The following is a 24,266-nucleotide window of genomic DNA, read 5'->3' as shown; positions in this document are numbered from 1 at the left end:
TCGCCGTCCTCAGATCACGATCAGGTCGGCTTGCAATGCGCCGGCCTGTTTCAGAGCTTCGAGGATGGCCATCAAGTCACCCGGTGCCGCGCCGACCTGGTTCACCGCACGTACGATCTCGTCGAGGGTGGTGCCCGGGCCGAACTTGAACATTGGCTTGGCTTCCTGTTGTGCATTGACCCGCGAGCGCGGCACGACCGCCGTTTGCCCATTGGACAAAGGACCGGGCTGGCTGACGATCGGGTCTTCGGTAATGGTCACGGTGAGGCTGCCGTGGGTGACGGCGGCCGGGGACACCTTGACGTTCTGACCGATCACGATGGTGCCAGTACGCGAGTTGATGATGACTTTCGCCACCGCCTGGCCTGGATCGACTTCGAGGTTTTCGAGGATCGACAGGTAGTCGACCCGCTGACTCGGATCCAGTGGCGCCGTGACGCGAATCGAACCGCCATCGATGGCCTGTGCGACGCCAGGGCCGAGCATGTCGTTGATCTTGTCGACGATGCGCTTGGCGGTGGTGAAGTCGGAACGGTTGAGGTTCAGGGTCAGGCTGTTGCCCTGGTTGAAACCGCTCGGCACTGAACGCTCCACCGATGCACCACCGGGGATGCGACCGGCCGACGGAACGTTGACGGTGATCTTCGACCCGTCGCGACCTTCAGCATCAAAACCGCCGACCACCAGGTTGCCCTGGGCGATCGCGTACACGTTGCCATCGATACCCTTGAGCGGCGTCAACAGCAAGGTGCCGCCCCGCAGGCTCTTGGAGTTACCAATGGAAGCAACAGTGATGTCTACCTGCTGACCGGGTTTGGCGAAGGCCGGCAAGTCGGCACTGATCGATACCGCCGCGACGTTTTTCAGCTGCACGTTGCCCGAACCCGGCGGCACCTTGATGCCGAACTGCGAGAGCATGTTGTTGAAGGTCTGCAGGGTGAACGGGGTTTGCGTCGTCTGGTCACCGGTGCCGTTAAGCCCGACCACCAGGCCGTAGCCGATCAATTGGTTGGAACGTACGCCGGAAATACTGGCGATGTCCTTCAGCCGCTCGGCTTGAGCGTTGAAGGCTGCCGACAACATCAGGGCCGCAACGATGAGACTTCTGAAATTCAACGTAGCCACCTAGAAAGGGAACAGCGGGCTGAGGAAGAAACGGTCGAACCAGCCTGGCTGACTCGCATCGGCAAACGAACCGGTGCCCGAGTAGGTGATGCGTGCATCGGCAATGCGGGTCGACGAAACCGTGTTGTCGGTGGCAATGTCGTCGGCCCGGACCAGGCCGGCAATCCGTACCAGCTCATCACCCGTATTGAGGGTCATCCACTTCTCGCCGCGCACGGCAATGATGCCGTTGGGCAAGACGTCGGCGACGGTCACGGTGATCGAACCGGTCAGGCTGTTGCCCTGCCCGGCCTTGCTGTCGCCCTTGGTCGCGCGGTCGCCACTGTAGCCGGCGTCCAGCGTCAGATCACCGTCGCTGAGCGGGTTATTCGTGTTCGGTATCGCGCCGAACAGCGAGGACAGACCGATGCTGGCTTTGCTGTTCTTGCCGATTTGCGAGTTGGCGTTCTTACTGGCCTGGGTCTTTTCGTTCAGGGTGATGGTGATGATGTCACCGACCCGGAACGCCTTGCGGTCGCTGTACAGGTTCTGTTCAAAACCGGCCTGGTAGATCGAGCCGTTATTCGCGGCAGCCGGCAACGGCGTACGCGGCAACACCGGGGCGTAGTAAGGGTCATTGGGCTTGGGCGTCGGACCGACGCAACCCGCCAGCGCGGCGACTCCACTCAGTGCCAGAACAGATACAAAGCGATTCATGACCCTACCTCACGGTGTTGCAGGCGACCTCAGGGTCGCCTCATAGACTTGATTACAGATTCTGCGTTACGAACGAGAGCATCTGGTCGGCGGTGGAGATCACCTTGGAGTTCATCTCGTAGGCGCGCTGAGTGGTGATCATGTTGACCATCTCTTCAACCGTGCTGACGTTGGACGTTTCCAGGGTGTTCTGCAGCGTGGTGCCGAAACCTGCCAGGCCTGGCGTACCGACTTGCGGCGCGCCACTGGCGGCGGTTTCCAGGAACAGGTTGTTACCCACCGCTTGCAGGCCGGCCGGGTTGATGAAATCGGCGGTCTGCAGGTTGCCGATCACCTGGGACGCCGGGTTACCGGCAATGGTGATGGACACGGTGCCGTCGCGACCGACCGTGAAGGTCTGTGCGTCGTTCGGAATGACAATGGCCGGCTCCAGGGCGAAACCGCTGGCATTGACGATCTGGCCGTTGGAATCGAGGTGGAAGGTGCCGTCACGGGTGTAGGAAGTGGTGCCGTCCGGCTGCAGGATCTGGAAGAAACCGCGACCGTCGATGGCCATGTCCAACGGCTGCTCGGTGGTTTGCAGGCTACCGGCGTTGAAGTTTTTCTGGGTGCCGACGATGCGCACACCGGTACCCAGTTGCAGGCCCGACGGCAGTTCGCTGTCCTGGGTCGACTGGGCGCCTGGCTGGCGTTTGATCTGGTACAGCAAGTCCTGGAACTCGGCACGGTCACGTTTGAAGCCCGTGGTCGACACGTTGGCCAGGTTGTTGGAAATGGTGGTCAGGTTGGTGTCCTGGGCGGACAGACCTGTTTTGGCAACCCATAGAGCCGGAAGCATTCGATTCTCCTCGTGCGCCTGTTTTACGGCGCGACGTTCTGATAATTAGCTGATCTGCAAGACCCGAGCCATGGCCTGGTCGTCGTCTTTGGCGGTGTTCATCATCTTGATGTGCAATTCGAATTGCTTGGCCAGGGCCAGAACAGACGTCATCTCTTCCACGGCATTGACGTTGCTCGACTCCAGGAACCCGGACACCAGTTTGACGTTGGCATCGGCTTGCGCCGGCTGGCCGTCCTTGGTGTGGATCGAACCGTCCAGGCCCTTGGTCATGTTCTTGAAATCCGGATTGACCAGCTTGATGCGGTCGACTTCGGCCATCACGCGAGGGCCTTCACCCATCGCGCGAATGCTGACGGTGCCGTCCTCGCCGACTTCGATCTGCTGCTCGGGCGGCACGGAAATCGGTCCGCCGTTGCCCAACACAGGCATGCCGTTGCCGGCGCGCAATACGCCGAGGGCGTCAACGTTCAGGCTGCCGGTGCGCACGTAGCTTTCGCCGCCGTCCGGGTTCTGCACGGCGATCCAGCCATTGCCCTGCACCGCTACGTCGAGGTCGCGACCGGTTTCCACCAGGGCGCCCGCAGAGAAGTCGGTGGCCGGACGTTCGGACATGGCAAATGCTCGCGCCGGAAAGCTGTCACCGAACACCGGCATCGAACGCGCCTGCTCCAGGTCTTTCTGGAAACCGTTGGTGGAGATGTTCGCCAGGTTGTTCGCATGAGCCTTCTGCGCCAGTGCATTCTGGCTGGCGCCGGTCATTGCCACATAAAGGTACTTGTCCACACTCTTTCCTCTGCATGCCGGACGTTTGCCGCCCACCGCTGTACTGCTGAGCCATAAGCAATTTGCAGACCAACTTTTTTCTGGCGGCGCGGGGCCCGGCAAACAAAGGACTTGAGGGGGTCAGAGGGGAATGGGGGATTGTGTTGAAGACGAAAAACCGGCGGTGTTATGCCGGTAAGTGGCAAGGGTCGGCCTTTCTGATGCACTCACCCCTGTGGCGAGGGAGCTTGCTCCGGCTCGGGCGCGCGGCGGCCGCAAAACCCTCGGCACTATCTGCCTGTCAGACCTCGGCCGTTCTTTTGGGGCTGCTGCGCAGCCCGGCGGGAGCAAGCTCCCTCGCCACAAAGACCTGACGGTCTCTGCTCAGGCGCCAGGCTCTTTACCCACCTCATACTCACGCAACTTGTTGGCAATGGTGGTATGCGAAACCCCCAACCGCTTGCCCAGCTGCCGACTGCTCGGATGCTCGGAATACAAACGCTCCAGCACCGCTTTTTCAAAGCGCCCGACAATTGCATCCAGTCCGCCTTCGAGTGAAAAATCGCCAAGCGGCTGACGCACGCCATAGTCTGGCAGTCGAATATGTTCAGCCTTGACCGTCCCGCCTTCGCACAACGAAACCGCCTGGAACAACACGTTTTCCAACTGCCGGACATTGCCCGGCCAATGATAATGACTGAGCCGGTCCATGGCCGCCGGCGCCAGTTTCGGCAGCGGGCAACCGATTTGCCGACTGGCTTGATCAAGGAAATGCTCCACCAGCGGCGTCAAACCATCCAGGCATTCGCGCAGCGGCGGGATGTGCAGCGACAGTACGTTCAAACGGTGATACAAATCCTGGCGAAACTCGCCTCGCGCGCACAACTCCGACAGATCGACCTGAGTCGCGCAGATCACTCGCACATCCAGATAAACCTCTTCATCACTGCCTACGCGGCGGAAGCAACCGTCCTGCAGGAAGCGCAGCAACTTCACCTGCAAGCGCGGGCTCATTTCCCCCACGCCATCGAGAAACAGCGTTCCCCCCGCCGTCAGCTCCAGCAACCCCAGCTTGCCTTCGGCCCGCGCCCCTTCGAATGCACCGGGACCGTAGCCGAACAACTCGGTCTCGGCCATCGACTCCGGCAGACCGGCGCAGTTGAGCGCCATCAACGGCGACTGCCCCCGTGGACTGGCCAGGTGACAGGCCCGCGCCAGCAATTCTTTACCGGTGCCGGTTTCGCCTTCTATCAATAGCGGCGCGTCCAGTGGCGCCATGCGTCGTGCTTCACGAACCACGGCGGCCATCACTTTTGAACTCTGGAAAATACTGTCGAACCCGCGCAGTTCCTGTTTGCGCACGTTGTAGATGCGCTCCCCTACCCGGTCGGCACGATGCAGCGTCAACACCGCGCCGGCCATGGCTTCGCTGTCGTCATGTTCCGATTGCAGCGGCGCGATGTCGGCCAGAAATACATCGCCCTTGACCTTGACCCGCAGCCCATTGATCCGCGATTTGTTGGCGCGCACCAGCTCCGGCAAATCGAAATCCTCGGCGTACCGCGATAACGGAATCCCCGGCACCTCATCCACCCTCACCCCGAGCAACTGCGCCGCTGCACGGTTGGCTGCGACGATCGAACCGCCCATGTCGATCGATAGCACCGGAAACTCCAGGGCGCCGAGCAACGCATTGAGTTCCATATGCCGACGCTCGCTGGGCATCAGTCCTACGCGCTTGACGCCAAAGACACCGGCAATCGACTCGAATTTCGGACGCAGCGCCTGGAACTGAATGTTGATCAGGTTCGGGCAATGCAGGTAGATCGCGTTGCCATGTTCGCCACCGACCTCGCCGCGAGCGACGTTGATCCCGTACTCGACCAGCAGGTTGAGAATGTCGCGCAGGATGCCGATGCGGTTCTGGCAGTGGACTTTGATACGCATATAAAGGCCCGAAACGTGAGTGATCGAGGCCCATTGCGGGAATTTTTCTGCGCAGGGGCCAACTTAGTCGTCAAGATTATGTGACACCTGTGAGCCTTTTCAAACCCGAAAATCTCAAGCGCTGCGCCATACCGGCCTTTCCGTAACGAAAACTTTACGAAATTCGACGAATTTTCCTACGCGCTATGGCGTTCATGGGCTGCCACATCGAAATTCCTGGGGTATTTCTAGGTCCATGGCAGGACATAACAAGAACGAAATCCCCTAGCAGGAGAGCAGCATGAAGCAGACGCAATACGTGGCTCGCGAGCCCGATGCGCAAGGTTTTATCGACTACCCCGCCGAAGAACACGCGGTGTGGAACACGCTGATCACTCGCCAACTGAAAGTGATCGAAGGGCGTGCGTGCCAGGAATACCTGGACGGTATCGAAAAACTCGGTCTGCCCCACGACCGCATTCCGCAACTCGGTGAGATCAACAAGGTCCTTGGCGAAACCACCGGCTGGCAAGTTGCCCGGGTTCCCGCACTGATTCCGTTCCAGACCTTTTTCGAATTGCTGGCGAACAAGCAGTTCCCGGTGGCGACGTTTATTCGTACCCGTGAGGAGCTGGATTACCTGCAAGAGCCGGACATTTTCCACGAGATTTTTGGTCATTGTCCGCTGCTGACCAACCCCTGGTTCGCCGAATTCACCCACACCTACGGCAAACTCGGCCTGCAGGCGTCCAAGGAAGAACGCGTTTACCTGGCGCGTCTGTACTGGATGACCATCGAGTTCGGCCTGGTCGATACCCCGCAAGGCCAACGCATCTATGGCGGCGGCATTCTCTCCTCGCCGAAAGAAACCGTTTACTGCCTGTCGGACGAACCTGAGCATCAGCCGTTCGATCCACTGGAATGCATGCGTACGCCGTATCGCATCGACATCCTGCAACCGCTGTACTTTGTCCTGCCGAACCTCAAGCGCCTGTTCGATCTTGCCCACGAAGACATCATGGGCATGGTCAAGCAAGGCATGCAGCTGGGCTTGCACGCCCCGAAATTTCCGCCCAAACCAAAAGCCGCGTGATCCGTAGCTTTTAGAATCAAGTGAGCCTGTCAGGAACCCACGCTTTGGTTTAGCGTGGTGACACTGACGGCCGATTTCCAATCATTCGATTTCAGGAACACACCATGTCCACATTGAACCAAGCCCATTGCGAAGCCTGCCGCGCCGACGCCCCCCAGGTCAGCGACGAAGAACTGCCGGTATTGATCAAGCAGATCCCTGACTGGAACATCGAAGTTCGCGACAGCATCATGCAGCTGGAAAAGGTTTTCCTGTTCAAGAACTTCAAGCACGCCCTGGCGTTCACCAACGCGGTCGGGGAAATCTCCGAGGCCGAAGGTCACCACCCGGGCCTGCTGACCGAGTGGGGCAAAGTCACCGTGACCTGGTGGAGCCACTCCATCAAGGGCCTGCACCGCAACGATTTCATCATGGCCGCGCGCACTGACGAAGTGGCCAAGGACGCCGAGGGCCGCAAATAATGCATTTCGACGCCATAGGTCGAGTACCCGGCGACCCGATTCTCGGCCTGATGGAGGCCTATGCGCAGGACCCGAACCCGCGCAAATTCGACCTTGGCGTAGGCGTCTACAAGGACGCCTTCGGCCTGACGCCGATTCCCCAGGCCGTGAAGCTCGCCGAGCAGCGCCTGGTGGATCGCCAGACCACCAAGACTTACATCGGCGGTCACGGCGAACCGGCATTCGGCAAGGTCATCAATGAGTTGGTGCTCGGCGCTGACTCTGCACTGATCGCCGAACAACGGGCCGGCGTTACCCAGACGCCGGGGGGCACCGGCGCGTTGCGCTTGAGCGCGGATTTCATCGCCCAGTGCCTGCCGGGGCGCGGCGTGTGGCTGAGCAACCCGACCTGGCCGATTCACGAAACCATTTTCGCCACGGCCGGGGTCAAGGTTAATCATTACCCTTATGTCGGCAGCGATAACCGCCTCGATGTTGAAGCGATGCTGGCGGTGCTCAATGACGCGCCGAAAGGCGATGTGGTTTTGTTGCACGCCTGCTGCCACAACCCGACCGGGTTCGATCTGTCCCATGACGACTGGCGCCGGGTGCTGGACGTGGTGCGCGATCGTGATCTGGTGCCGCTGATCGACTTCGCCTACCAGGGCTTCGGCGATGGATTGGAACAGGATGCGTGGTCGACCCGTTTGTTTGCTGCCGAGTTGCCGGAAGTACTGATCACCAGTTCCTGCTCGAAGAACTTCGGGCTGTACCGGGATCGCACGGGGGCGCTGATAGTTTGCGCGAAAACCGCTGAAAAACTGGTGGATATTCGCAGCCAACTGGCCAACATCGCCCGCAACCTGTGGTCGACGCCGCCGGATCATGGCGCTGCCGTAGTGGCGACGATTCTTGGCGATCCGGAGCTGAAAAGCCTGTGGGCCGATGAAGTGGAAGCCATGCGCTTGCGTATCGCGCAACTGCGCAGCGGTCTGGTTGAAGCGCTGGAGCCGCATGGTTTGCGTGAGCGTTTTGCGCATATTGGTGTGCAACGCGGGATGTTTTCCTACACCGGCCTGTCGCCGGATCAGGTTAAACAGCTGCGCGATCATCACAGCGTTTACATGGTCGGTACCGGCCGGGCGAACGTGGCGGGGATTGATGCGACGCGTCTGGATCTGCTGGCTGAGGCTATCGCCGACGTCTGCAAGTAATGTGAAACAATGGCCGGCTCCCCTGTGGCGAGGGAGCTTGCTCCCGCTGGGCTGCGAAGCGGCCCCATGCAGGCAATGAGTTTTTACCGATGAACCGCGTTTGCATTCCTTGCGACCGCTGCGCGTTCGAGCGGGGGCAAGCGCCCTCGCCACATTGGTTTCGCGAATCTGGTCCACACCTGTCTAGACAATCCCACCCGTCGCAACAAATGGATATAAAAGTCTATTTGTCATTTCTGCTGCTGTATCCTGCCCAGGCTTTTTAAAAGCGCGGATCTACCAGATCTATCAACAGACTTTGCGAGGAGCGCGAAACATGCACGAGATCCCTAATCTCCCCTTCCCAAGCCTGCACGAAACTGAGCAGACAACCCCGCAGCAAGCCGGTGCCCAACAGCCCGAGCCGAAAGAAGCCACTGAACGCCGCCAGGCCGACAGCGAAGACTGAAACACCCGCAATGCCAGACCGTGTGGAAAGCGCTAACATGCGCTTTCCACACCGCCTGAACCCTTGAGTTGCACAACCATGACCGATGACTTCAGTGAGACCCAGGCCAGCGTCCTGATCGGCACCGCCGAGAAGATGATCGAGATCTGGAATCGCCTTTCCCCCGAGAAACAAGCGGCGTTGCTCGCCCGATTCGGCAGCGAAGAAAATGCCCTGGCCGCCTTGGTCACCACGCAACTGGTCGCTCCCGCCAAGCCCTGAAACACCCCATCCGGCAAATAGTTTTACTTTTCCACGCCTCGCGGCCGCTCGCGCCGCTATCATAAGCAGCCTATCTATCCTGCTTTCCCCGTGGACCTTTTCCCATGTCTGAAAAACAGCGCCCCCTGGCGGTCACGCTGCAAGTTGTTTCCATCGTCCTCTTTACCTTTATCGGCTACCTCAATATCGGCATTCCCCTGGCTGTGTTGCCGGGCTACGTCCACAGCGAACTCGGCTTCGGCGCGGTGGTCGCGGGGCTGGTGATCAGCGTGCAATACCTGGCCACTCTGCTCAGCCGTCCTTACGCCGGGAAAATCATCGATAACAAGGGCAGCAAACTGGCGGTGATGTATGGCCTTGCCGGTTGCGGTTTGAGTGGTGTATTCATGCTGGTTTCAGCCTGGACCCAAAGCCTGCCGGTGTTGAGTCTGATCAGCCTGCTGATCGGTCGTCTGGTGCTTGGCAGCGCGGAAAGCCTGGTGGGTTCCGGTTCGATTGGCTGGGGCATCGGCCGGGTCGGTGCAGCGAACACGGCTAAAGTCATCTCCTGGAACGGCATCGCCAGTTATGGCGCGTTGGCCGTCGGTGCACCGCTGGGGGTGTTGTTGGTGAGCCAGTTGGGTTTGTGGAGCATGGGCGTCAGCATCATGTTGCTGGCCGTCCTGGGCCTGGCGCTGGCCTGGCCGAAGACCGCAGCCCCCATTGTGGTTGGTGAGCGCCTGCCGTTCATGCATGTGCTGGGGCGCGTGCTGCCGCATGGTTGCGGTCTGGCGCTGGGTTCCATCGGTTTCGGCACCATCGCAACGTTCATCACCCTGTATTACGCCACGCAACACTGGGACAACGCGGTGCTGTGCCTGAGCCTGTTCGGCGCCAGTTTCATCGGCGCGCGACTGCTGTTCGGCAACCTGATCAACCGTCTCGGCGGGTTTCGCGTGGCGATTGCCTGCCTGTCGGTGGAAACCCTGGGGCTGTTGCTCCTGTGGCTGGCGCCAGATGCGCATTGGGCACTGGCGGGTGCGGCGCTGAGTGGCTTTGGTTTTTCGCTGGTGTTCCCCGCACTCGGGGTGGAAGCGGTCAATCTGGTGCCAGCGTCGAGCCGTGGTGCGGCGGTCGGGGCGTATTCGCTGTTCATCGATTTGTCACTGGGGATTACCGGGCCGTTGGCGGGTGCGATTGCGGCAGGTTTCGGCTTTGCCTCGATCTTCCTTTTCGCCGCCCTCGCCGCCCTGAGCGGTTTGGCCCTGAGTGTTTACTTGTACCGGCAAGCCCCCAAGCACCTTAATGAAAAGCACCGCGAAGAAAGAGCAGCGCGCTAGAAATCGACCTTGCCGCGCCCGGCCTTGATACTGCCGCGCTTGGTCTTGGATTCGAGCCGACGCTTTTTCGAGCCCAGGGTCGGCTTGGTCGGACGACGTTTCTTTTCGACCTTGGTGGCGCTGAGGATCAACTCGATCAGCCGCTCCAGCGCATCGGCGCGATTGGCTTCCTGCGTCCGGTATTGCTGAGCCTTGATGATCAACACCCCTTCGCTGGTGATGCGACTGTCCCGCAGCGCCAGCAGCCGTTCCTTGTAGAACTCGGGCAAGGACGAGGCCGGGATGTCGAAGCGCAAGTGCACAGCGCTGGAGACCTTGTTGACGTTCTGCCCACCGGCGCCCTGGGCGCGAATGGCTGTCAATTCGATCTCGGCATCCGGCAGATGCACGTTGTTGGAAATCACCAGCATGGAAAAGCGTCCGGGTTGAGGTCTTTCAGGATACCGCGAATGAATGGCAAGAACGCGCTCCCACAGGGCTTTGTGTAGGCCGAAAAAGACAAACCCGGCACATGGCCGGGTTTGTCGTTTCTGCGCGCTGCGCTATTTCACTGCAGCCTGCAACGCATGCTGGGCACTGCGCTTGTTCTTGATGCCGTAGCAAACCCACATGAACGCAACCCACACCGGAATCGCATACACCGAGATCTGAATGCCCGGGATCAACAGCATCACGCCGAGGATGAACACCACGAACGCCAGGCAGATGTAGTTCCCGTACGGGTACCACAGGGCCTTGAACAGCGGCGTTTGCCTGGTCTTGTTCATGTGCTGGCGGAACTTGAAGTGCGAATAGCTGATCATCGCCCAGTTGATGACCAACGTGGCCACCACCAGCGACATCAACAGCTCCAGCGCATTTTGCGGGATCAGGTAGTTCAGCAGCACTGCAATCAGCGTCACGGCAGCCGAGGCAAGGATCGAACGCACCGGCACGCCGCGCTTGTCGATTTTCGCCAGGGCTTTCGGCGCATCGCCTTGCTCGGCCATACCCAGCAACATGCGGCTGTTGCAATAGGTGCCGCTGTTGTACACCGACAGCGCCGCAGTCAGGACCACAAAGTTGAGGATGTGCGCCGCGGTGTTGCTGCCGAGCATCGAGAACACTTGCACGAACGGGCTGCCGCTATAGGAATCACCGGACGCGTTCAGGGTCGCCAGCAGACTGTCCCAAGGCGTCAGCGACAGCAGAATGACCAGCGCACCGATGTAGAAAATCAGGATCCGGTAGATCACCTGGTTAATCGCTTTCGGAATCACGGTTTTCGGCTTGTCGGCTTCCGCTGCGGTGAAACCGAGCATTTCCAGGCCGCCGAAGCTGAACATGATGATCGCCATGGCCATCACCAGACCGCTGACGCCGTTCGGGAAGAAACCGCCGTGGGACCACAGGTTGGTCACCGAGGCTTCCGGACCGCCGTGACCGCTGACCAGCAAGTAGCTGCCCAGGGCAATCATGCCGACGATCGCCACCACCTTGATGATCGCGAACCAGAACTCCGCCTCACCAAAGACTTTGACGTTGGCCAGGTTGATCAGGTTGATCAGGACGAAGAATCCGGCAGCCGAAACCCAGGTCGGGATCTCCGGTGCCCAGTAGTGAATGTACTTGCCGACCGCAGTCAGCTCTGACATGCCCACCAGAATGTACAGAATCCAGCAGTTCCAGCCCGACAGGAAACCGGCGAAACCACCCCAGTATTTGTGCGCAAAATGGCTGAAGGAACCGGCCACCGGCTCTTCGACGATCATTTCGCCGAGCTGGCGCATGATCATGAAGGCAATGAAGCCGCAGATGGCGTAGCCGAGGATCATCGACGGGCCAGCGGATTTGAGTACACCGGCCGAGCCGAGGAACAGGCCGGTACCAATCGCGCCACCGAGGGCGATCAGTTGAATATGACGATTCTTCAGGCCGCGTTTCAGCTCGCCTGAATGCGAGTTTTGTCCACTCATGAAAAGGGTCTCACGCAAGGTTTGATGATGTTCAGTAGACGTTGCTGCTCGGTTGCAACTTTAAGCAGCGCCGATCAAACCCCAGCGCAGGCACCAGGAGTTCAGCGTATTTACAACAGTCATGCGTCACCTGTTTGTTTTTATCTGTGACGAAATCGAACCCGACACGCTCGTGACGTGGCGGAGTGAACAAGGCGGATAGCCTTGAGGTTTGCGCAGCTGCGCAGGAGGTCACAGGTAAAACGCGGCGCATTGTACACCGCCAACCCCCTGCTGCCAGACCCGCTGGATCAGCGTGTCGGTTGCCGGGATTGCCTGTGTCCGCCTCGAGGGTCTCGGGCGGCTGCAAAAAATGAGTCAGACCTTTGCGGGTCATGGGCGTGAACGATGGAAAAACCGTCCCACGGGAAGAGATGGAGATCAGTCACGGCGTACATCGCGCCTCCTTCTTGTTATGCACCTGCACGACAGGCATGGCGCGCATCTCACCCTTCCAGCGCCGCTGAAACAAGCGCGCCAGAGCCTTTTGCGGGGATCAATCGGCGTGCTGGCGGCAGGTTTTCCTTACACCTCTCCCGAAGACGCGAATCCATGGGATTCAGCGCGCAATTTCGTCAGCATTCCTTTACATGCCGTAACGAAACTTTGCCAAATCAGACATAACTGTAGGACGACTGCAAATTGACGATAGGAAGCTTCCTAAGGAAAAAGCCTGCTTAGTTTTTTGTTTTCTATTAATAAATTTCTATTTAAAAAACAGAACAAAAAGTTCAATTAAATCTTATTTAATTATTTTTTTGCGTTTCAAAAACCAGTGAACTAGGTTTTCAGCGACTTGCCGAGCCGCCTCGACTGGCAAGTTGTTCTTACTCAAAAGTCATCTAGGAGATTCACCATGCAAGCAATGGAAAAAGACCTGGAAACTGAACTGCAACTGGACGATTGGTTTGAAGCACCGACCCATGAAGCCGCCGTTGAAATGATGCAAGCCGACGCGGTAGTTCCGTTCGGCACGGCGATGTGGCCTCTGTAAGTCATCCCGGCAGGCACGGTCCGGCCGGTTGTGCCTGCCACTTTCGCTCGGTTTGTCAGGGAGGACTACATGGATAAGCCACGCGCCATTTCGCATTTCCTTTACTACCTCGAACATCACCCGGCCCTTGCCGGCCTCAATCCGGCGAAGATCTTGCTGGGCCACACCGCTGATTACGCAGCACTGACCGGCGCCATTGCCGAACAGGCATCCGACAGCCAGCCATTTCGCTTCAGCTCGCTGCGACTGGACCTCGAACCCGCGGATTTGCTGGCTCAGGCCATTATCGACAGCGATCTGTACATTTTTTTCTACGACTCCTCCACCCTGCCGAATCCACGCCCCGACGGCCCGGATTTTGTCCGCGCCCTGCAAGGCGTGATGGCCGAGAACTGGAGGAAGTCGCTGCTGTTCAAGGATTACGGTGATTACTTCTACGACACGTTCAGTGTCACCCCGCAGCGCATTGCCGGACTGAACAGCCATTTGATCCAGCGCATGTCCCACGCAACAACGTTAAGTTTCAAGGATGACCACGGCTCCTGGTTTGAAACACCGTTGAGCAGTATCAAGAAGTGGACTGACATCAATGGTGTCGGCAACTTTGATCTGGCACCCGGTGAAATTGCCACCCACAGCGAAGCCATTAATGGCCGGGTTAAGTTCATGGGGACATTTCTCAGTACTATTCCGTTTGCGCGCAAATATGGAGTATTGGCATCACCGCTGGAGTTATGGATCGAGAACTCGACCATCGGCAGAATTGCGACTGAAGTGCCGGGACTGGAACACGATTTCAACAAGTACCTGGACGCCAATCCGTCGAATCGGCGGATCGAGGAGCTGGGGATCGGCACCAATGAAGGGATCAAGGCGTTGTATGCGCGCAATGCCGGATTTGAGGAACGCCATTGCGGGTTGCATCTGGGGTTGGGGGGTGGAGCGAAGGGTAGCCATCATTTGGATCTGATCTTCTCCAATGGCGTGTTGGCGCTGGATGATGAGCCGCTGTTTGATGGACGGTTTGTGTTCTAACCCCCCCCTGTGGCGAGGGAGCCTGGAGCCGCTGCGCGACTCAGCGGGAGCAAGCTCCCTCGCCACAGGTTACCTGCACTCTGAAGACCGGTTATTGCCAGACCAAAAAAAACGCCAACCCTGAGGTTGGCGTTTTTCATGTATCGCTTACCGCTTACTCAGGCTTGCGACGACCAAAGCCTGGACGCTGGCCGGAACCGGCTGGCGCACCGCGGCGTTTGCCCGATGGTGCATCCTTGTCGACCAGGACGATGCCCGGGCGTTTCTTCGGCGCCGGTTTGGCCGGGCGCTTGGTGTCGGACGGACGATCGGCCACTGGCGTACCGCGACCGGCTGGAGCACCGCGATCACTGCGACCACCGCTTGGCGCACCGCGGCCTTCGCCACGCTCGGTGCGACCGTTGGCCGGACGTGGCGTGCGTGGACCGCGCTCGCCATCGGCACGCGGAGCAACCGGCTTGCGCGACGGACGCTCGCCTTCGATCTGCGGCTCACGTGCAGGACGCGGACCCGCTGCCGGAGCGCCGGTCGCTGGACGCAGTGTACGCACGCGCTCGGTCTTGCCGACCGGACGGGACGATTTACGCTGCATACGTTCGAGCTTGTCTTTGCTCTTGGCGTTCATCTGCGGCATGGCCACTGGGGTCAGGCCCACTTCAGCACTCAGAATGTCGACTTCGTACTGGCTCATTTCGCGCCAGCGGCCCATCGGCAGGTCCGAGTTGAGGAACACCGGACCGAAACGCACGCGTTTCAGGCGGCTGACCACCAGGCCCTGAGATTCCCACAGGCGACGAACCTCACGGTTACGCCCTTCCATTACCACGCAGTGATACCAGTGGTTGAAACCTTCGCCACCGGGCGCCTGCTTGATGTCGGTGAACTTGGCCGGGCCGTCTTCGAGGACCACGCCTGCCTTCAGGCGCTCGATCATCTCGTCATCGACTTCGCCACGTACACGTACCGCGTATTCACGGTCCATTTCGTAGGACGGGTGCATCAGGCGGTTAGCCAGCTCACCGTCGGTGGTGAACATCAGCAGACCGGTAGTGTTGATGTCCAGGCGACCGATGTTGATCCAGCGGCCTTCTTTCGGACGCGGCATCTTGTCGAACACGGTCGGACGGCCTTCAGGGTCGTCACGGGTGCAGATTTCACCGTCGGGTTTGTTGTACATGATCACGCGGCGTACCGACTCGGCGGCTTCTTCGCGCTTGATCACCTTGCCATCGATGGTGATGGCGTCATGCAGGTCGACGCGCAGGCCAAGGGTGGCGTCTTTGCCGTTGACCTTGATGCGGCCGTGGCTGATCCAGGCTTCTACGTCACGGCGCGAGCCGACGCCGATACGGGCGAGGACTTTTTGCAGTTTTTCGCCTGCTGGGCCGATTTCCTGGTCGTCTTTCTGGTCGTTGATACTCATCTGGGCACCTCCCGGTGTGGTCTGTTCAGGCGGCTCTGAAGTGAGGGTCCTGAAGAGTTGAAAGCTTTTACTCGGGCGAAGGGATCGCCGAAGGGTCGCGAATCATACGCTCATGGGAGCGTTTGCGCATCAGAGACTAGCTGATGAATGGCCAGTTACCTGGATTTCCGCCGACCGGTGGCGCCGAGTTTGATCAAGCGCAACGAAGCTTCAGCGAGGACTGTGCGCTTGTCGGTCTTGTCGAGCTTCTTCCAGGCCTTGATCTCGCGCTTGCTGCGGCCACAGCCGAGGCAGATGTCGTCGGTGAATTTGCAGACGCTGATGCAGGGGTCTTTGGTTGAGCTCATCAATCACTCCATTCGACACCAATCCCTGTGGGATTTGGATCAGTCTTCGAACTCGCGGCGTTCGGCTTCGATGGCTTCGGCGAGAGCCTTGGCTTCGGCTTCTTCGTCACTCAACTCGGGCTCGGGTTTCGCCTGTTCAAGGGCAGCGACAGCCGCCAGGAGTTTCTCGCGCGCCTCGGCGACGCCAAGCACGTCATCCTCAAGCTCTTCTTCAACTGTGGCTTCTGGCTCAACCGGAAGTTCAGCTTCAATCTCCGGTGCCGGCAACTCCAGAACCTCTTCGGTCCCGGTCACCGCGCTATCACGCAGAATGTCATCGAAGTCGGTCTTCAACCCCTCCTCCATGGTGTCCAGTTCCAGCAACAGCGTATGGAAACTGGTTTCTTCCTTGGGCTCCTCCGGCTCAGCGCTGGCATCCGCCAGTTCCTGCAACCCGGCCGGCACCGGCGCGTCGTCGAAATCGAGCACCGGGTCTGGCTCCAGCTCGCGCAGTTCGGCGAGTGGCGGCAAATCGTCAAGATTCTTCAGGTTGAAGTGATCGAGAAAAGCCTTGGTGGTGGCGAACATCGCAGGTTTGCCCGGCACATCCCGGTAACCGACGATGCGAATCCACTCCCGCTCCAGCAACGTCTTGACGATGTGACTGTTGACCGCCACACCGCGCACGTCTTCGATCTCGCCCCGGGTGATCGGCTGGCGATAGGCGATCAGTGCCATGGTTTCGAGCATGGCACGGGAATAACGTTGCGGGCGCTCTTCCCACAAACGTCCTACCCACGGCGAGAACTTTTCGCGGATCTGCAGGCGATAACCAGAGGCGACTTCCTTCAGCTCGAAGGCACGACCGTCGCAGGACTTGGCGAGAATCGTCAGGGCTTTCTTGAAGACTGGCGGCTCGGGGCGCTCGCCCTCTTCGAAGAGTTCGAACAGGCGTTCAAGCGATTGCGGTTTTCCCGAGGCCAACAGAAAGGCTTCAAGCAGTGGCGCCAGCTCGCGGGGTTCAGTCAGGTTCATGATTCAACTCGTTATTCGGCTCGGGCTCGCACGTGGATCGCCGCGAACGGCTCATTCTGCACCAGCTCGACCAAAGATTCCTTGACCAGTTCGAGGATCGCCATAAAGGTCACCACGACACCCAGGCGCCCTTCTTCGGCCGTGAACAGCTCGACAAACGGCACGAAACCGCCGCCCTTGAGCCGTTCCAGCACGTCGCTCATGCGCTCGCGAGTGGACAGCGCCTCGCGGCTGACCTGGTGACTTTCAAACATGTCGCCACGGCGCAGGACCTCGGCCATGGACATCAGCAATTCTTCCAGGCTCACGTCCGGCAACAGCTTGCGCGCCCGGGCTTCCGGGGCATCCAGCTTGGGCACCACCACGTCACGACCAACGCGGCTCAAGCCATCGATACCTTCGGCGGCGGCCTTGAAACGTTCGTACTCCTGCAAACGACGGATCAATTCGGCGCGCGGGTCGTCTTCTTCGTCTTCGATGGTTTCGGCTCGCGGCAACAGCATCCGCGACTTGATCTCGGCCAGCATCGCGGCCATGACCAGGTACTCGGCGGCCAGTTCCAGGCGCACCGACTGCATCAACTCCACATAACCCATGTACTGGCGGGTGATTTCCGCCACCGGGATGTCGAGGATGTTGATGTTCTGTTTGCGGATCAGGTACAGCAGCAGGTCGAGGGGGCCTTCGAAGGCTTCGAGAAAGACCTCGAGTGCATCCGGTGGAATGTACAGGTCCAGCGGCATTTCCATGACCGCCTGGCCATAGACCATGGCGAAGGGCAGCTCTTGCTGGGCACCGGCCTGACTGTCGACAACGGGTTCTACTGCAGACATCTACGCCTCGGCCATGAACGGCGTCGGATCGCCGCAACCCACGCGGATCACTTCCGGCTCGCCGTCGGCGAGATTGATCACGGTGGACGCCTTGATGCCGCCGAAACCGCCGTCGATGATCAGGTCGACCTGATGCTCGAGCAACTGGCGCATTTCATACGGATCGGTCAGCGGGTCGGTGTCGCCGGGCATGATCAGCGTCACGCTCATCAGCGGCTCGCCGAGTTCTTCCAGCAGCGCCAGGGCAATCGGGTGGCTGGGCACGCGCAGGCCGATGGTGCGTTTTTTCGGGTGCAACAACAGCCGCGGGACTTCGCGGGTGGCATTGAGAATGAAGGTATAGGGCCCTGGCAAATGTGCCTTGAGCAGGCGGAAGGTGCCGGTGTCGATCTTGGCAAACAGCCCCAGTTGCGACAGGTCGCTGCAAATCAGTGCGAAGTTGTGCTTCTCATCCAGTTGACGCAACCGGCGAACGCGCTCCACGGCATTCTTGTCGCCGATCTGGCAACCAATGGCGTAGGACGAGTCAGTGGGATAAATCACCACCCCGCCGTTGCGGATGATCTCGACAGCCTGTTTGATCAGGCGCGCTTGCGGGTTTTCCGGATGAATCTGGAAAAATTGACTCACATTCTCTACCTGTTCAGACGGCGGCAATAATTGGGTCATGTTTGAATCGACACCACAGTGGTGGCAGATCCTCCGGGAGCGGGCGGTATTCACCGATCTCGGACCAGCCTCCAGGGCCATGAAAATCACTGCCGGCGCTGACCAGCAGACCGAACTCACGAGCAAGAATCGCCAGACTGCCCACCTGCTCCGCGGGCTGATGGCCATTGACCACTTCGATCGCATGGCCGCCTGCTTGAATATAGTCGGCAATCAGGCGGCGGCGCTTGCTGCGAGTGAAATCGTAGTGCCACGGGTGCGCCAGGCTCACCCAGGCTTTGGCCGCACGCAGGGTTTCGACCGTCTCTTCCAGGGTCGGCCAGTGTTGCTTGACGTCCCCCAGCTTGCCGGCGCCCAGCCATTTGCGGAACGCTTCGGCGCGATCCTTGACGAAACCTTCGCGCACCATCCAGTCGGCGAAGTGCGGACGGGCCGGCGCGTTACCGCTGTCGCCCAGTTCCTGCTGGATCGCCCGGGCGCCTTCCAGCGCACCCGGCATACCCTTCAATGCCAGCTTGCGGCTTATTTCTTCGGACCGTAGCCAACGGCCATCGTGCAATTTGGCGATGGCTTCGACCAACGGCGGTGCATTCACATCAAATCCGTAACCCAACACATGAATGGTCGCGCCACCCCAGGTGCAGGATAATTCGACGCCGTTGACCAATTGCATCCCCAGCGCCGTTGCCGCGTTGCGGGCCTCGTCGAGGCCTTCGAGGGTGTCGTGATCGGTCAAGGCCAGGACTCGCACGCCTTTTTCGTACGCACGCGCCACCAGGACAGCAGGCGCGAGAGCGCCATCGGAGGCGGTGCTATGGCAGTGCAAATCGACATTCACGGGGATGTGTTACCTCAAATCAGCTGACGCTATCGCGCGCCCATATGTTTGTTATTATGCCGCCACATCCTGCTTCTGGCTGCCACTGTGAAACAATTCATCGATTTCATCCCGCTCCTGCTGTTTTTCATTGTTTTCAAGATCGACCCACGGGTCGTTGACATTGGCGGTCATCAACTGACTGTCGGAGGCATCTACAGCGCCACCGCGATGCTGATCATCAGCTCCCTGGTCGTCTACGGCACACTCTTCATCAAGCAGCGCAAGCTGGAAAAGAGCCAGTGGCTGACCCTCATCGCCTGCCTGGTCTTCGGCAGCCTGACCCTGGCGTTCCACAGCGAAACCTTCCTGAAATGGAAAGCGCCGGTGGTCAACTGGCTGTTTGCGCTGGCGTTCATCGGCAGCCACTTCATCGGTGACCAGTTGCTGATCAAACGCATCATGGGCCACGCGCTGACCCTGCCGGACCTGGTCTGGACGCGCCTGAACATCGCCTGGATCGCGTTCTTCCTGTTTTGCGGTGCCGCCAACCTGTTCGTCGCGTTCACGTTCCAGGACTACTGGGTCGACTTCAAGGTCTTCGGCAGCCTGGGCATGACGTTGCTGTTCCTGGTCGCCCAGGGTATTTACCTGTCCCGCCACCTGCACGACGCCGATACCACCACGCCAAAAACCGAGGACTGACATGCTTTACGCAATCATTGCCACAGACGTCGCCAACTCCCTGGAAGCCCGCCTGGCCGCACGGCCTGCACACCTTGAGCGCCTGCAAGTGCTCAAGGGCGAAGGTCGTATCGTATTGGCCGGCCCGCATCCGGCGGTCGACAGCAATGATCCGGGCGCTGCGGGTTTCACCGGCAGCCTGATTGTCGCCGAATTCGATTCCCTGAGCGCCGCCCAGGCCTGGGCCGACGCCGATCCGTACATCGCCGCAGGCGTCTACGCCAACGTTTCGGTCAAGCCGTTCAAGCAAGTCCTGCCGTAAATTCCTCCCGCGCGATGAACCTTGTCGGTTCATCGCGCTCTCAATCGCTCATTATTCTCGTTTGCCTGCCGACAACCTGCCCAATAATCGATTGGAATCAGGAGCTCCGATGCGCAAAGGTCCGTTGTGTCTGATGTTGGTCACGTTGTCGATCGTGGCACCTGCCCACGGTGAAGAAAGCGCAACGCCGCTGTCCTTGAGCGCCGGCAGCCAGATCACCGAGTTGCAGCAGCGCTTGAAGGTGAGCGAACAGCAACGAGAAGAACTGAGCAAACAACTGCAAAATGCCGATGCCGAACGCGAAAGCGCTCAACTGAGCCGGTTGCGCCAGGAGAACCAGCGTCTGAAGCTGCAACTCAAGGAGGCCCAGGCCAGCAGTCCGCTGCCGCGTTTTCTCACAGACCAGCAGCAATGGTTCGTGATCGGCGCGGGAGTAGCGCTATTGGCCCTGCTCTGCGGTATCTTCGCCAGTGGTGCAAGTCGAAAACGTCGACAATGGCTAAATTGAGTGAGTCATGAGCGAGCTGTTATTAATTGATGATGATCAGGAGCTGTGCGAGCTGCTGGTCAGTTGGCTGAGCCAGGAAGGCTTCCAGGTCCGTGCGTGCCACGACGGCCAGAGCGCCCGTCGCGCGCTGGCCGAAACCTCCCCGGCCGCCGTGGTGCTGGACGTCATGCTGCCGGACGGCAGCGGTCTGGAATTGCTCAAGCAATTGCGCAGCGATCACCCGGATTTGCCGGTGCTGATGCTATCGGCCCGCGGCGAGCCGCTGGATCGCATCCTCGGCCTGGAACTGGGCGCCGACGATTACCTGGCCAAGCCGTGCGACCCGCGAGAGCTGACCGCCCGCCTGCGCGCAGTATTGCGCCGCAGTCATCCGACGGCGGTGTCCAGCCAGCTCGAACTGGGCGATCTGTGTTTCAGCCCGGTGCGCGGCGTGGTCAGCATCGATGAACAGGAATTCACCCTCACGGTGTCCGAAAGCCGTCTGCTCGAAGCCTTGCTCAAGCAACCCGGCGAGCCGCTGGACAAACAGGAACTGGCGCAAATCGCCCTCGGCCGCAAACTGACCCTGTACGACCGCAGCCTGGACATGCACGTCAGCAACCTGCGCAAAAAGATCGGCCCCCACCCCGACGGCCGCCCGCGTATCGTCGCCCTGCGCAGCCGTGGTTATTACTACAGTCTGTAAACCGGACAACAGCAACCTGTGGCGAGGGAGCTTGCTCCCGCTGGGCTGCGAAGCGGCCTCAAAAGAAGGCCTGCTGCGCAGTCCAGCGGGAGCAAGCTCCCTCGCCACAGGCCACTGCCAGCTAAATTTGTCAGGTCGGCGAGAAATCGTCTTTACCCAAGCTTTACGCTCCGCTGACCGCCGCTGACCTTGATCTCCGTAATCTGAACTCATCCGGAACGTACCGGGAACGAGACAAGGAGATTCACCATGCGCAAGACTCTTATCGCTCTGATGTTCGCCGCCGCCCTGCCGACCGTTGCCATGGCCATGCCTGAAGGTGCCGGCCCGATGGGTGGTCCGATGGACGGCTCGCGCCACGGCGGCCAGATGCACGGCATGCACGGCAAAGGCCCGTACAGCCAACTGGACCTGAGCCGCGAACAGCGCGAGCAGATCCGCAAGATCATGGGCGAGCAGATGCACGAGCGTAAGCAAGTGGTCGACAAGTACCTGGAAAAACTCTCGCCAGCCGACCAGAAAGCCATGAAGGACGAGATGGCCGCCAACCACAAGAAAGCCGAGGCCGATGTGCGCGCCCTGCTGAAACCGGATCAACAGAAGCAATTCGACGAGATCCAGAAAAAACAGGCCGAGCGCCGCGCCGAATGGGCCGAGTTCAAGGCGTGGAAAGCGCAACAACCGCAAAAAGCGCAATAATGCGCTAACCCTGGACCCAACGGCTGAACCCCGTTGGGTCTGCCCCCTCAATTCAATGTAGAAGCGAGCCTCTGTGGCTCTCTCCCACATGGGATTGTGTTTGTTCGAGGACTTTCTGTGCGTTCATTGTTCTGGCGTATCCTGGCCAGCTTCTGGCTGGCTATCGCTCTGGTGGCAGGGCTTTCCATTCTGCTCGGGCACATGCTCAACCAGGATGCGTGGATTCTCAGCCGCCACCCGGGCCTGAACACTCTGGCCGAGCAGTGGACGCAAACCTACGAAGCACAAGGCGAAGAAGCCGCCCAAGACATTCTGGAACAGCGCAAACGCCAGTATCACATCGACGTTCAGGTGCTTAACGAGAGCGGTGATCCAGTCGTTCGCGGCACCTTCCCTCGTCGCGCGGCGGCCTTCGAAGCGCGACAGAACAACGATGACCGGCGCCTGCCGTGGCGCCGTCTGACCGATGAATACACCAGCGCCAAAACCGGCGATACCTACCTGCTGATCTACCGCATTCCGCACCCCGAGCTGGACGCATGGCACCGCGAAAGCCTGCTCTGGCCACTGAGTGCGCTGGGTATCGCGCTGGTGGTGCTGACCCTGTTCAGCCTGTTCGTGACCCTGTCCATCACCCGCCCGCTTAGCCGCCTGCGGGGCGCGGTGCATGATCTGGGGCAAACCACGTACCAGCAAAACAGCCTGGTGAAACTGGCCAACCGTCGCGACGAGTTCGGCGTGCTGGCCAACGACTTCAACCGCATGGGCGCACGCCTGCAAAGCCTGATCAGCAGTCAGCGGCAACTGCTGCGTGATGTGTCCCACGAATTGCGTTCGCCCCTCGCCCGGCTGCGCATTGCACTGGCACTGGCGGAACGGGCCAGCCCCGAGGAGCGCGAAAAACTCTCGCCGCGCCTGACCCGCGAGTGCGACCGGCTCGAAGCGCTGATCAGTGAGATTCTGGTGCTGGCGCGGGTCGATGCCGATAACGCCAGTGCTGAAGATGTCGATCTGAATGCGCTGCTCAATACGCTGCAAAAGGATGCGCAATTGGGTTCGCCGGAACAGACCGTTCGCCTCGACGCCGAACCGCAATTGAACCTCAAAGGCTGGCCGACGATGATCGAGCGCGCCGTGGACAACCTGCTACGCAACGCTCAGCGCTTCAACCCGGTGGGGCGACCGATCGAGATGCAGGCGGTGCGGCAAGGTGAGCGGATTGTAGTGAGTGTGCGCGACCACGGGCCCGGCGTGGATGCCGAGCATTTGAGCCAGTTGGGTGAGCCGTTTTATCGAGCTCCGGGGCAGACGGCGGCAGGGCACGGTCTGGGGTTGGCCATTGCGCGCCGAGCGGCGGAGCGGCATGGCGGAAGTCTGGTGCTGGCCAATCATCCGGATGGCGGATTCATCGCCAGCCTGGAATTGCCGTTGGTGCCGGGAATCATCGTCCAACCCTGATCCCCTGTGGGAGTAAGCCCACTCCCACATTTGATCGGTGGTGTCAGGCCTTGCCGGGCCAGGCGCTGACGAACTCGGTGAGGTCTGCTTTTTCCGCAACGCGCGGTTCTTTCTGCGGCGTGCCCAGGTAAAGAAACGCAATCACCTCTTCCCCTTCCGCCAATCCCAACCCTTGGGCCACATGCGCCGAATACGCCAGATCACCGGTGCGCCACACCGCGCCAATCCCTTGCGCATACGCCGCCAGCAAAATCCCGTGCGCTGCGCAGCCAGCCGCCAGCAGTTGCTCGGACTTCGGGTATTTGACGTGATCCTGCACCCGCGCGATCACCACGACCACCAGCGGTGCGCGCAGCGGGCCGTTGCGCGCCTTGTCCAGCGCAGCTTCGGACACATCGCCGTCCTGCAGTTTTGCAGCTTCGGCCAGCAACTCGCCCATCTGCTCACGCGCTGCGCCTTCGACTGTCAGGAAGCGCCAAGGCTGCAAATGGCCGTGGTCAGGTGCACGCATCGCGGCACCAAACAGCACTTCGCGCTGCTCGGCGCTGGGGGCCGGGTCGACCAGTCGTGGAACGGAAACACGGTTGAGCAAAGCGTCGAGAGCCTGCATCGGCCACCTCCTGAAAAAAATGTCTGGCTATTCTAGCTGCAAGTGCCTC

At 59.9% G+C, this 24,266-nt stretch carries 28 protein-coding genes; 14 read left to right on the top strand and 14 right to left on the bottom strand.

All coding sequences use genetic code 11. The features are described 5' to 3' along the window. Nucleotides 1-9: 9 nt before the first annotated feature. The 5 genes from ACM1ZW_RS16860 to ACM1ZW_RS16840 form a co-directional block, all read right to left on the bottom strand. Complete coding sequence (locus tag ACM1ZW_RS16860) at nucleotides 10-1,083, bottom strand: flagellar basal body P-ring protein FlgI (protein ID WP_162491078.1); 1,074 nt, start codon at nucleotides 1,081-1,083, stop codon at nucleotides 10-12. A 42-nt stretch (nucleotides 1,084-1,125) separates the two neighbouring features. Next, on the bottom strand, nucleotides 1,126-1,821 hold the full coding sequence (gene flgH / locus ACM1ZW_RS16855; protein ID WP_017337156.1) for a flagellar basal body L-ring protein FlgH: 696 nt from the start codon (nucleotides 1,819-1,821) through the stop codon (nucleotides 1,126-1,128). A 52-nt stretch (nucleotides 1,822-1,873) separates the two neighbouring features. Beyond that, nucleotides 1,874-2,659, bottom strand: coding sequence for a flagellar basal-body rod protein FlgG (gene flgG / locus ACM1ZW_RS16850; protein ID WP_017337155.1), 786 nt, complete (start codon nucleotides 2,657-2,659; stop codon nucleotides 1,874-1,876). Nucleotides 2,660-2,704: 45 nt separating this feature from the next. Continuing rightward, nucleotides 2,705-3,445: a flagellar basal body rod protein FlgF gene (locus tag ACM1ZW_RS16845; RefSeq protein ID WP_017337154.1), complete on the bottom strand. Its 741-nt coding sequence runs from the start codon at nucleotides 3,443-3,445 to the stop codon at nucleotides 2,705-2,707. A 363-nt stretch (nucleotides 3,446-3,808) separates the two neighbouring features. Then, a complete protein-coding gene (locus ACM1ZW_RS16840) occupies nucleotides 3,809-5,371 on the bottom strand; it encodes a sigma-54-dependent phenylalanine hydroxylase transcriptional regulator PhhR (protein ID WP_017337153.1) in 1,563 nt (520 codons plus the stop codon). Nucleotides 5,372-5,651: 280 nt separating this feature from the next. Between ACM1ZW_RS16840 and phhA the strand changes: the two genes are divergently transcribed. From phhA to ACM1ZW_RS16810, 6 genes are all read left to right on the top strand, one after another. Continuing rightward, a complete protein-coding gene (gene phhA / locus ACM1ZW_RS16835; RefSeq protein ID WP_017337152.1) occupies nucleotides 5,652-6,443 on the top strand; it encodes a phenylalanine 4-monooxygenase in 792 nt (263 codons plus the stop codon). Nucleotides 6,444-6,547: 104 nt separating this feature from the next. Continuing rightward, complete coding sequence (locus ACM1ZW_RS16830) at nucleotides 6,548-6,904, top strand: 4a-hydroxytetrahydrobiopterin dehydratase (RefSeq protein ID WP_017337151.1); 357 nt, start codon at nucleotides 6,548-6,550, stop codon at nucleotides 6,902-6,904. Continuing rightward, nucleotides 6,904-8,097: an amino acid aminotransferase gene (locus tag ACM1ZW_RS16825; RefSeq protein WP_416738921.1), complete on the top strand. Its 1,194-nt coding sequence runs from the start codon at nucleotides 6,904-6,906 to the stop codon at nucleotides 8,095-8,097. The genes ACM1ZW_RS16830 and ACM1ZW_RS16825 overlap by 1 nt, the downstream gene beginning before the upstream one ends. A 316-nt stretch (nucleotides 8,098-8,413) precedes the next feature. Then, entirely contained in the window at nucleotides 8,414-8,545 is a 132-nt protein-coding gene (locus ACM1ZW_RS16820) for a hypothetical protein (protein WP_017337149.1), read from the top strand. Between the two features lie 78 nt (nucleotides 8,546-8,623). Beyond that, nucleotides 8,624-8,806 carry a hypothetical protein gene (locus ACM1ZW_RS16815; protein WP_008030471.1) on the top strand — a complete coding sequence of 61 codons (183 nt, stop codon included), beginning with the start codon at nucleotides 8,624-8,626 and terminating at the stop codon, nucleotides 8,804-8,806. A gap of 104 nt (nucleotides 8,807-8,910) precedes the next feature. Continuing rightward, on the top strand, nucleotides 8,911-10,125 hold the full coding sequence (locus ACM1ZW_RS16810) for an MFS transporter (protein ID WP_416738920.1): 1,215 nt from the start codon (nucleotides 8,911-8,913) through the stop codon (nucleotides 10,123-10,125). Here ACM1ZW_RS16810 and arfB read toward each other — a convergent pair. Both arfB and ACM1ZW_RS16800 read right to left on the bottom strand, forming a co-directional pair. Continuing rightward, nucleotides 10,122-10,535 carry an alternative ribosome rescue aminoacyl-tRNA hydrolase ArfB gene (arfB, locus tag ACM1ZW_RS16805; RefSeq protein WP_017337147.1) on the bottom strand — a complete coding sequence of 138 codons (414 nt, stop codon included), beginning with the start codon at nucleotides 10,533-10,535 and terminating at the stop codon, nucleotides 10,122-10,124. The two genes, ACM1ZW_RS16810 and arfB, sit on opposite strands and share 4 nt — an antisense overlap. 132 nt (nucleotides 10,536-10,667) lie before the next feature. Beyond that, the gene (locus ACM1ZW_RS16800; protein WP_416738919.1) at nucleotides 10,668-12,080 is read right to left on the bottom strand and encodes an amino acid permease; all 1,413 of its coding nucleotides are present in this window, start codon (nucleotides 12,078-12,080) and stop codon (nucleotides 10,668-10,670) included. An 895-nt stretch (nucleotides 12,081-12,975) separates the two neighbouring features. Here ACM1ZW_RS16800 and ACM1ZW_RS16795 point away from each other — a divergent pair. Further along, nucleotides 12,976-13,113: a hypothetical protein gene (locus ACM1ZW_RS16795; RefSeq protein ID WP_017337145.1), complete on the top strand. Its 138-nt coding sequence runs from the start codon at nucleotides 12,976-12,978 to the stop codon at nucleotides 13,111-13,113. A 69-nt stretch (nucleotides 13,114-13,182) separates the two neighbouring features. Next, nucleotides 13,183-14,148, top strand: a complete 966-nt coding sequence (locus ACM1ZW_RS16790) for a leucyl aminopeptidase (protein WP_416738918.1) — start codon at nucleotides 13,183-13,185, stop codon at nucleotides 14,146-14,148. A gap of 154 nt (nucleotides 14,149-14,302) precedes the next feature. Here ACM1ZW_RS16790 and rluB read toward each other — a convergent pair whose 3' ends face one another. The 6 genes from rluB to ACM1ZW_RS16760 all read right to left on the bottom strand — a co-directional run bounded on the left by rluB (nucleotide 14,303) and on the right by ACM1ZW_RS16760 (nucleotide 19,272). Further along, nucleotides 14,303-15,571, bottom strand: coding sequence for a 23S rRNA pseudouridine(2605) synthase RluB (gene rluB / locus ACM1ZW_RS16785; RefSeq protein ID WP_017337143.1), 1,269 nt, complete (start codon nucleotides 15,569-15,571; stop codon nucleotides 14,303-14,305). 155 nt (nucleotides 15,572-15,726) lie between these two features. Next, nucleotides 15,727-15,918, bottom strand: coding sequence for a DUF1289 domain-containing protein (locus ACM1ZW_RS16780; protein WP_017337142.1), 192 nt, complete (start codon nucleotides 15,916-15,918; stop codon nucleotides 15,727-15,729). 39 nt (nucleotides 15,919-15,957) lie between these two features. Then, nucleotides 15,958-16,932, bottom strand: a complete 975-nt coding sequence (scpB, locus tag ACM1ZW_RS16775) for an SMC-Scp complex subunit ScpB (protein WP_017337141.1) — start codon at nucleotides 16,930-16,932, stop codon at nucleotides 15,958-15,960. A gap of 11 nt (nucleotides 16,933-16,943) precedes the next feature. Continuing rightward, complete coding sequence (locus ACM1ZW_RS16770) at nucleotides 16,944-17,765, bottom strand: segregation and condensation protein A (protein WP_017337140.1); 822 nt, start codon at nucleotides 17,763-17,765, stop codon at nucleotides 16,944-16,946. Beyond that, nucleotides 17,766-18,395 carry an L-threonylcarbamoyladenylate synthase gene (locus ACM1ZW_RS16765; RefSeq protein ID WP_031318536.1) on the bottom strand — a complete coding sequence of 210 codons (630 nt, stop codon included), beginning with the start codon at nucleotides 18,393-18,395 and terminating at the stop codon, nucleotides 17,766-17,768. Nucleotides 18,396-18,408: 13 nt separating this feature from the next. Beyond that, the gene (locus tag ACM1ZW_RS16760) at nucleotides 18,409-19,272 is read right to left on the bottom strand and encodes a PHP domain-containing protein (protein ID WP_017337138.1); all 864 of its coding nucleotides are present in this window, start codon (nucleotides 19,270-19,272) and stop codon (nucleotides 18,409-18,411) included. An 87-nt stretch (nucleotides 19,273-19,359) separates the two neighbouring features. Here ACM1ZW_RS16760 and ACM1ZW_RS16755 point away from each other — a divergent pair, with 87 nt between their 5' ends. The 6 genes from ACM1ZW_RS16755 (at nucleotide 19,360) to ACM1ZW_RS16730 (ending at nucleotide 23,607) form a co-directional block, all read left to right on the top strand. Then, nucleotides 19,360-19,956, top strand: a complete 597-nt coding sequence (locus ACM1ZW_RS16755) for a septation protein A (protein ID WP_017337137.1) — start codon at nucleotides 19,360-19,362, stop codon at nucleotides 19,954-19,956. Between the two features lies 1 nt (nucleotide 19,957). Beyond that, nucleotides 19,958-20,257, top strand: coding sequence for a YciI family protein (locus ACM1ZW_RS16750; RefSeq protein ID WP_008156126.1), 300 nt, complete (start codon nucleotides 19,958-19,960; stop codon nucleotides 20,255-20,257). A gap of 109 nt (nucleotides 20,258-20,366) precedes the next feature. Continuing rightward, nucleotides 20,367-20,765, top strand: coding sequence for a translation initiation factor 2 (locus ACM1ZW_RS16745; protein ID WP_017337136.1), 399 nt, complete (start codon nucleotides 20,367-20,369; stop codon nucleotides 20,763-20,765). 7 nt (nucleotides 20,766-20,772) lie between these two features. Further along, nucleotides 20,773-21,450 carry a response regulator transcription factor gene (locus tag ACM1ZW_RS16740; RefSeq protein ID WP_017337135.1) on the top strand — a complete coding sequence of 226 codons (678 nt, stop codon included), beginning with the start codon at nucleotides 20,773-20,775 and terminating at the stop codon, nucleotides 21,448-21,450. Between the two features lie 249 nt (nucleotides 21,451-21,699). Then, nucleotides 21,700-22,149 (top strand): LTXXQ domain-containing protein, encoded by a 450-nt coding sequence (locus tag ACM1ZW_RS16735; RefSeq protein WP_017337134.1) that lies wholly within the window; start codon nucleotides 21,700-21,702, stop codon nucleotides 22,147-22,149. Between the two features lie 117 nt (nucleotides 22,150-22,266). Further along, nucleotides 22,267-23,607 carry a sensor histidine kinase gene (locus ACM1ZW_RS16730; protein WP_017337133.1) on the top strand — a complete coding sequence of 447 codons (1,341 nt, stop codon included), beginning with the start codon at nucleotides 22,267-22,269 and terminating at the stop codon, nucleotides 23,605-23,607. Between the two features lie 43 nt (nucleotides 23,608-23,650). Here ACM1ZW_RS16730 and ACM1ZW_RS16725 read toward each other — a convergent pair whose 3' ends face one another. After that, a complete protein-coding gene (locus ACM1ZW_RS16725) occupies nucleotides 23,651-24,217 on the bottom strand; it encodes an NAD(P)H nitroreductase (RefSeq protein WP_414878490.1) in 567 nt (188 codons plus the stop codon). Nucleotides 24,218-24,266 lie beyond the last annotated feature (49 nt).

Origin of the sequence: Pseudomonas sp. NFX71 (assembly GCF_048079215.1) — a bacterium.
GTDB classification, from domain to species: Bacteria; Pseudomonadota; Gammaproteobacteria; order Pseudomonadales; family Pseudomonadaceae; genus Aquipseudomonas; species Aquipseudomonas fluorescens_B.
Note: the sequence above shows the minus strand (reverse complement) of the source record. Positions and strands in the feature narration are given on the sequence as shown.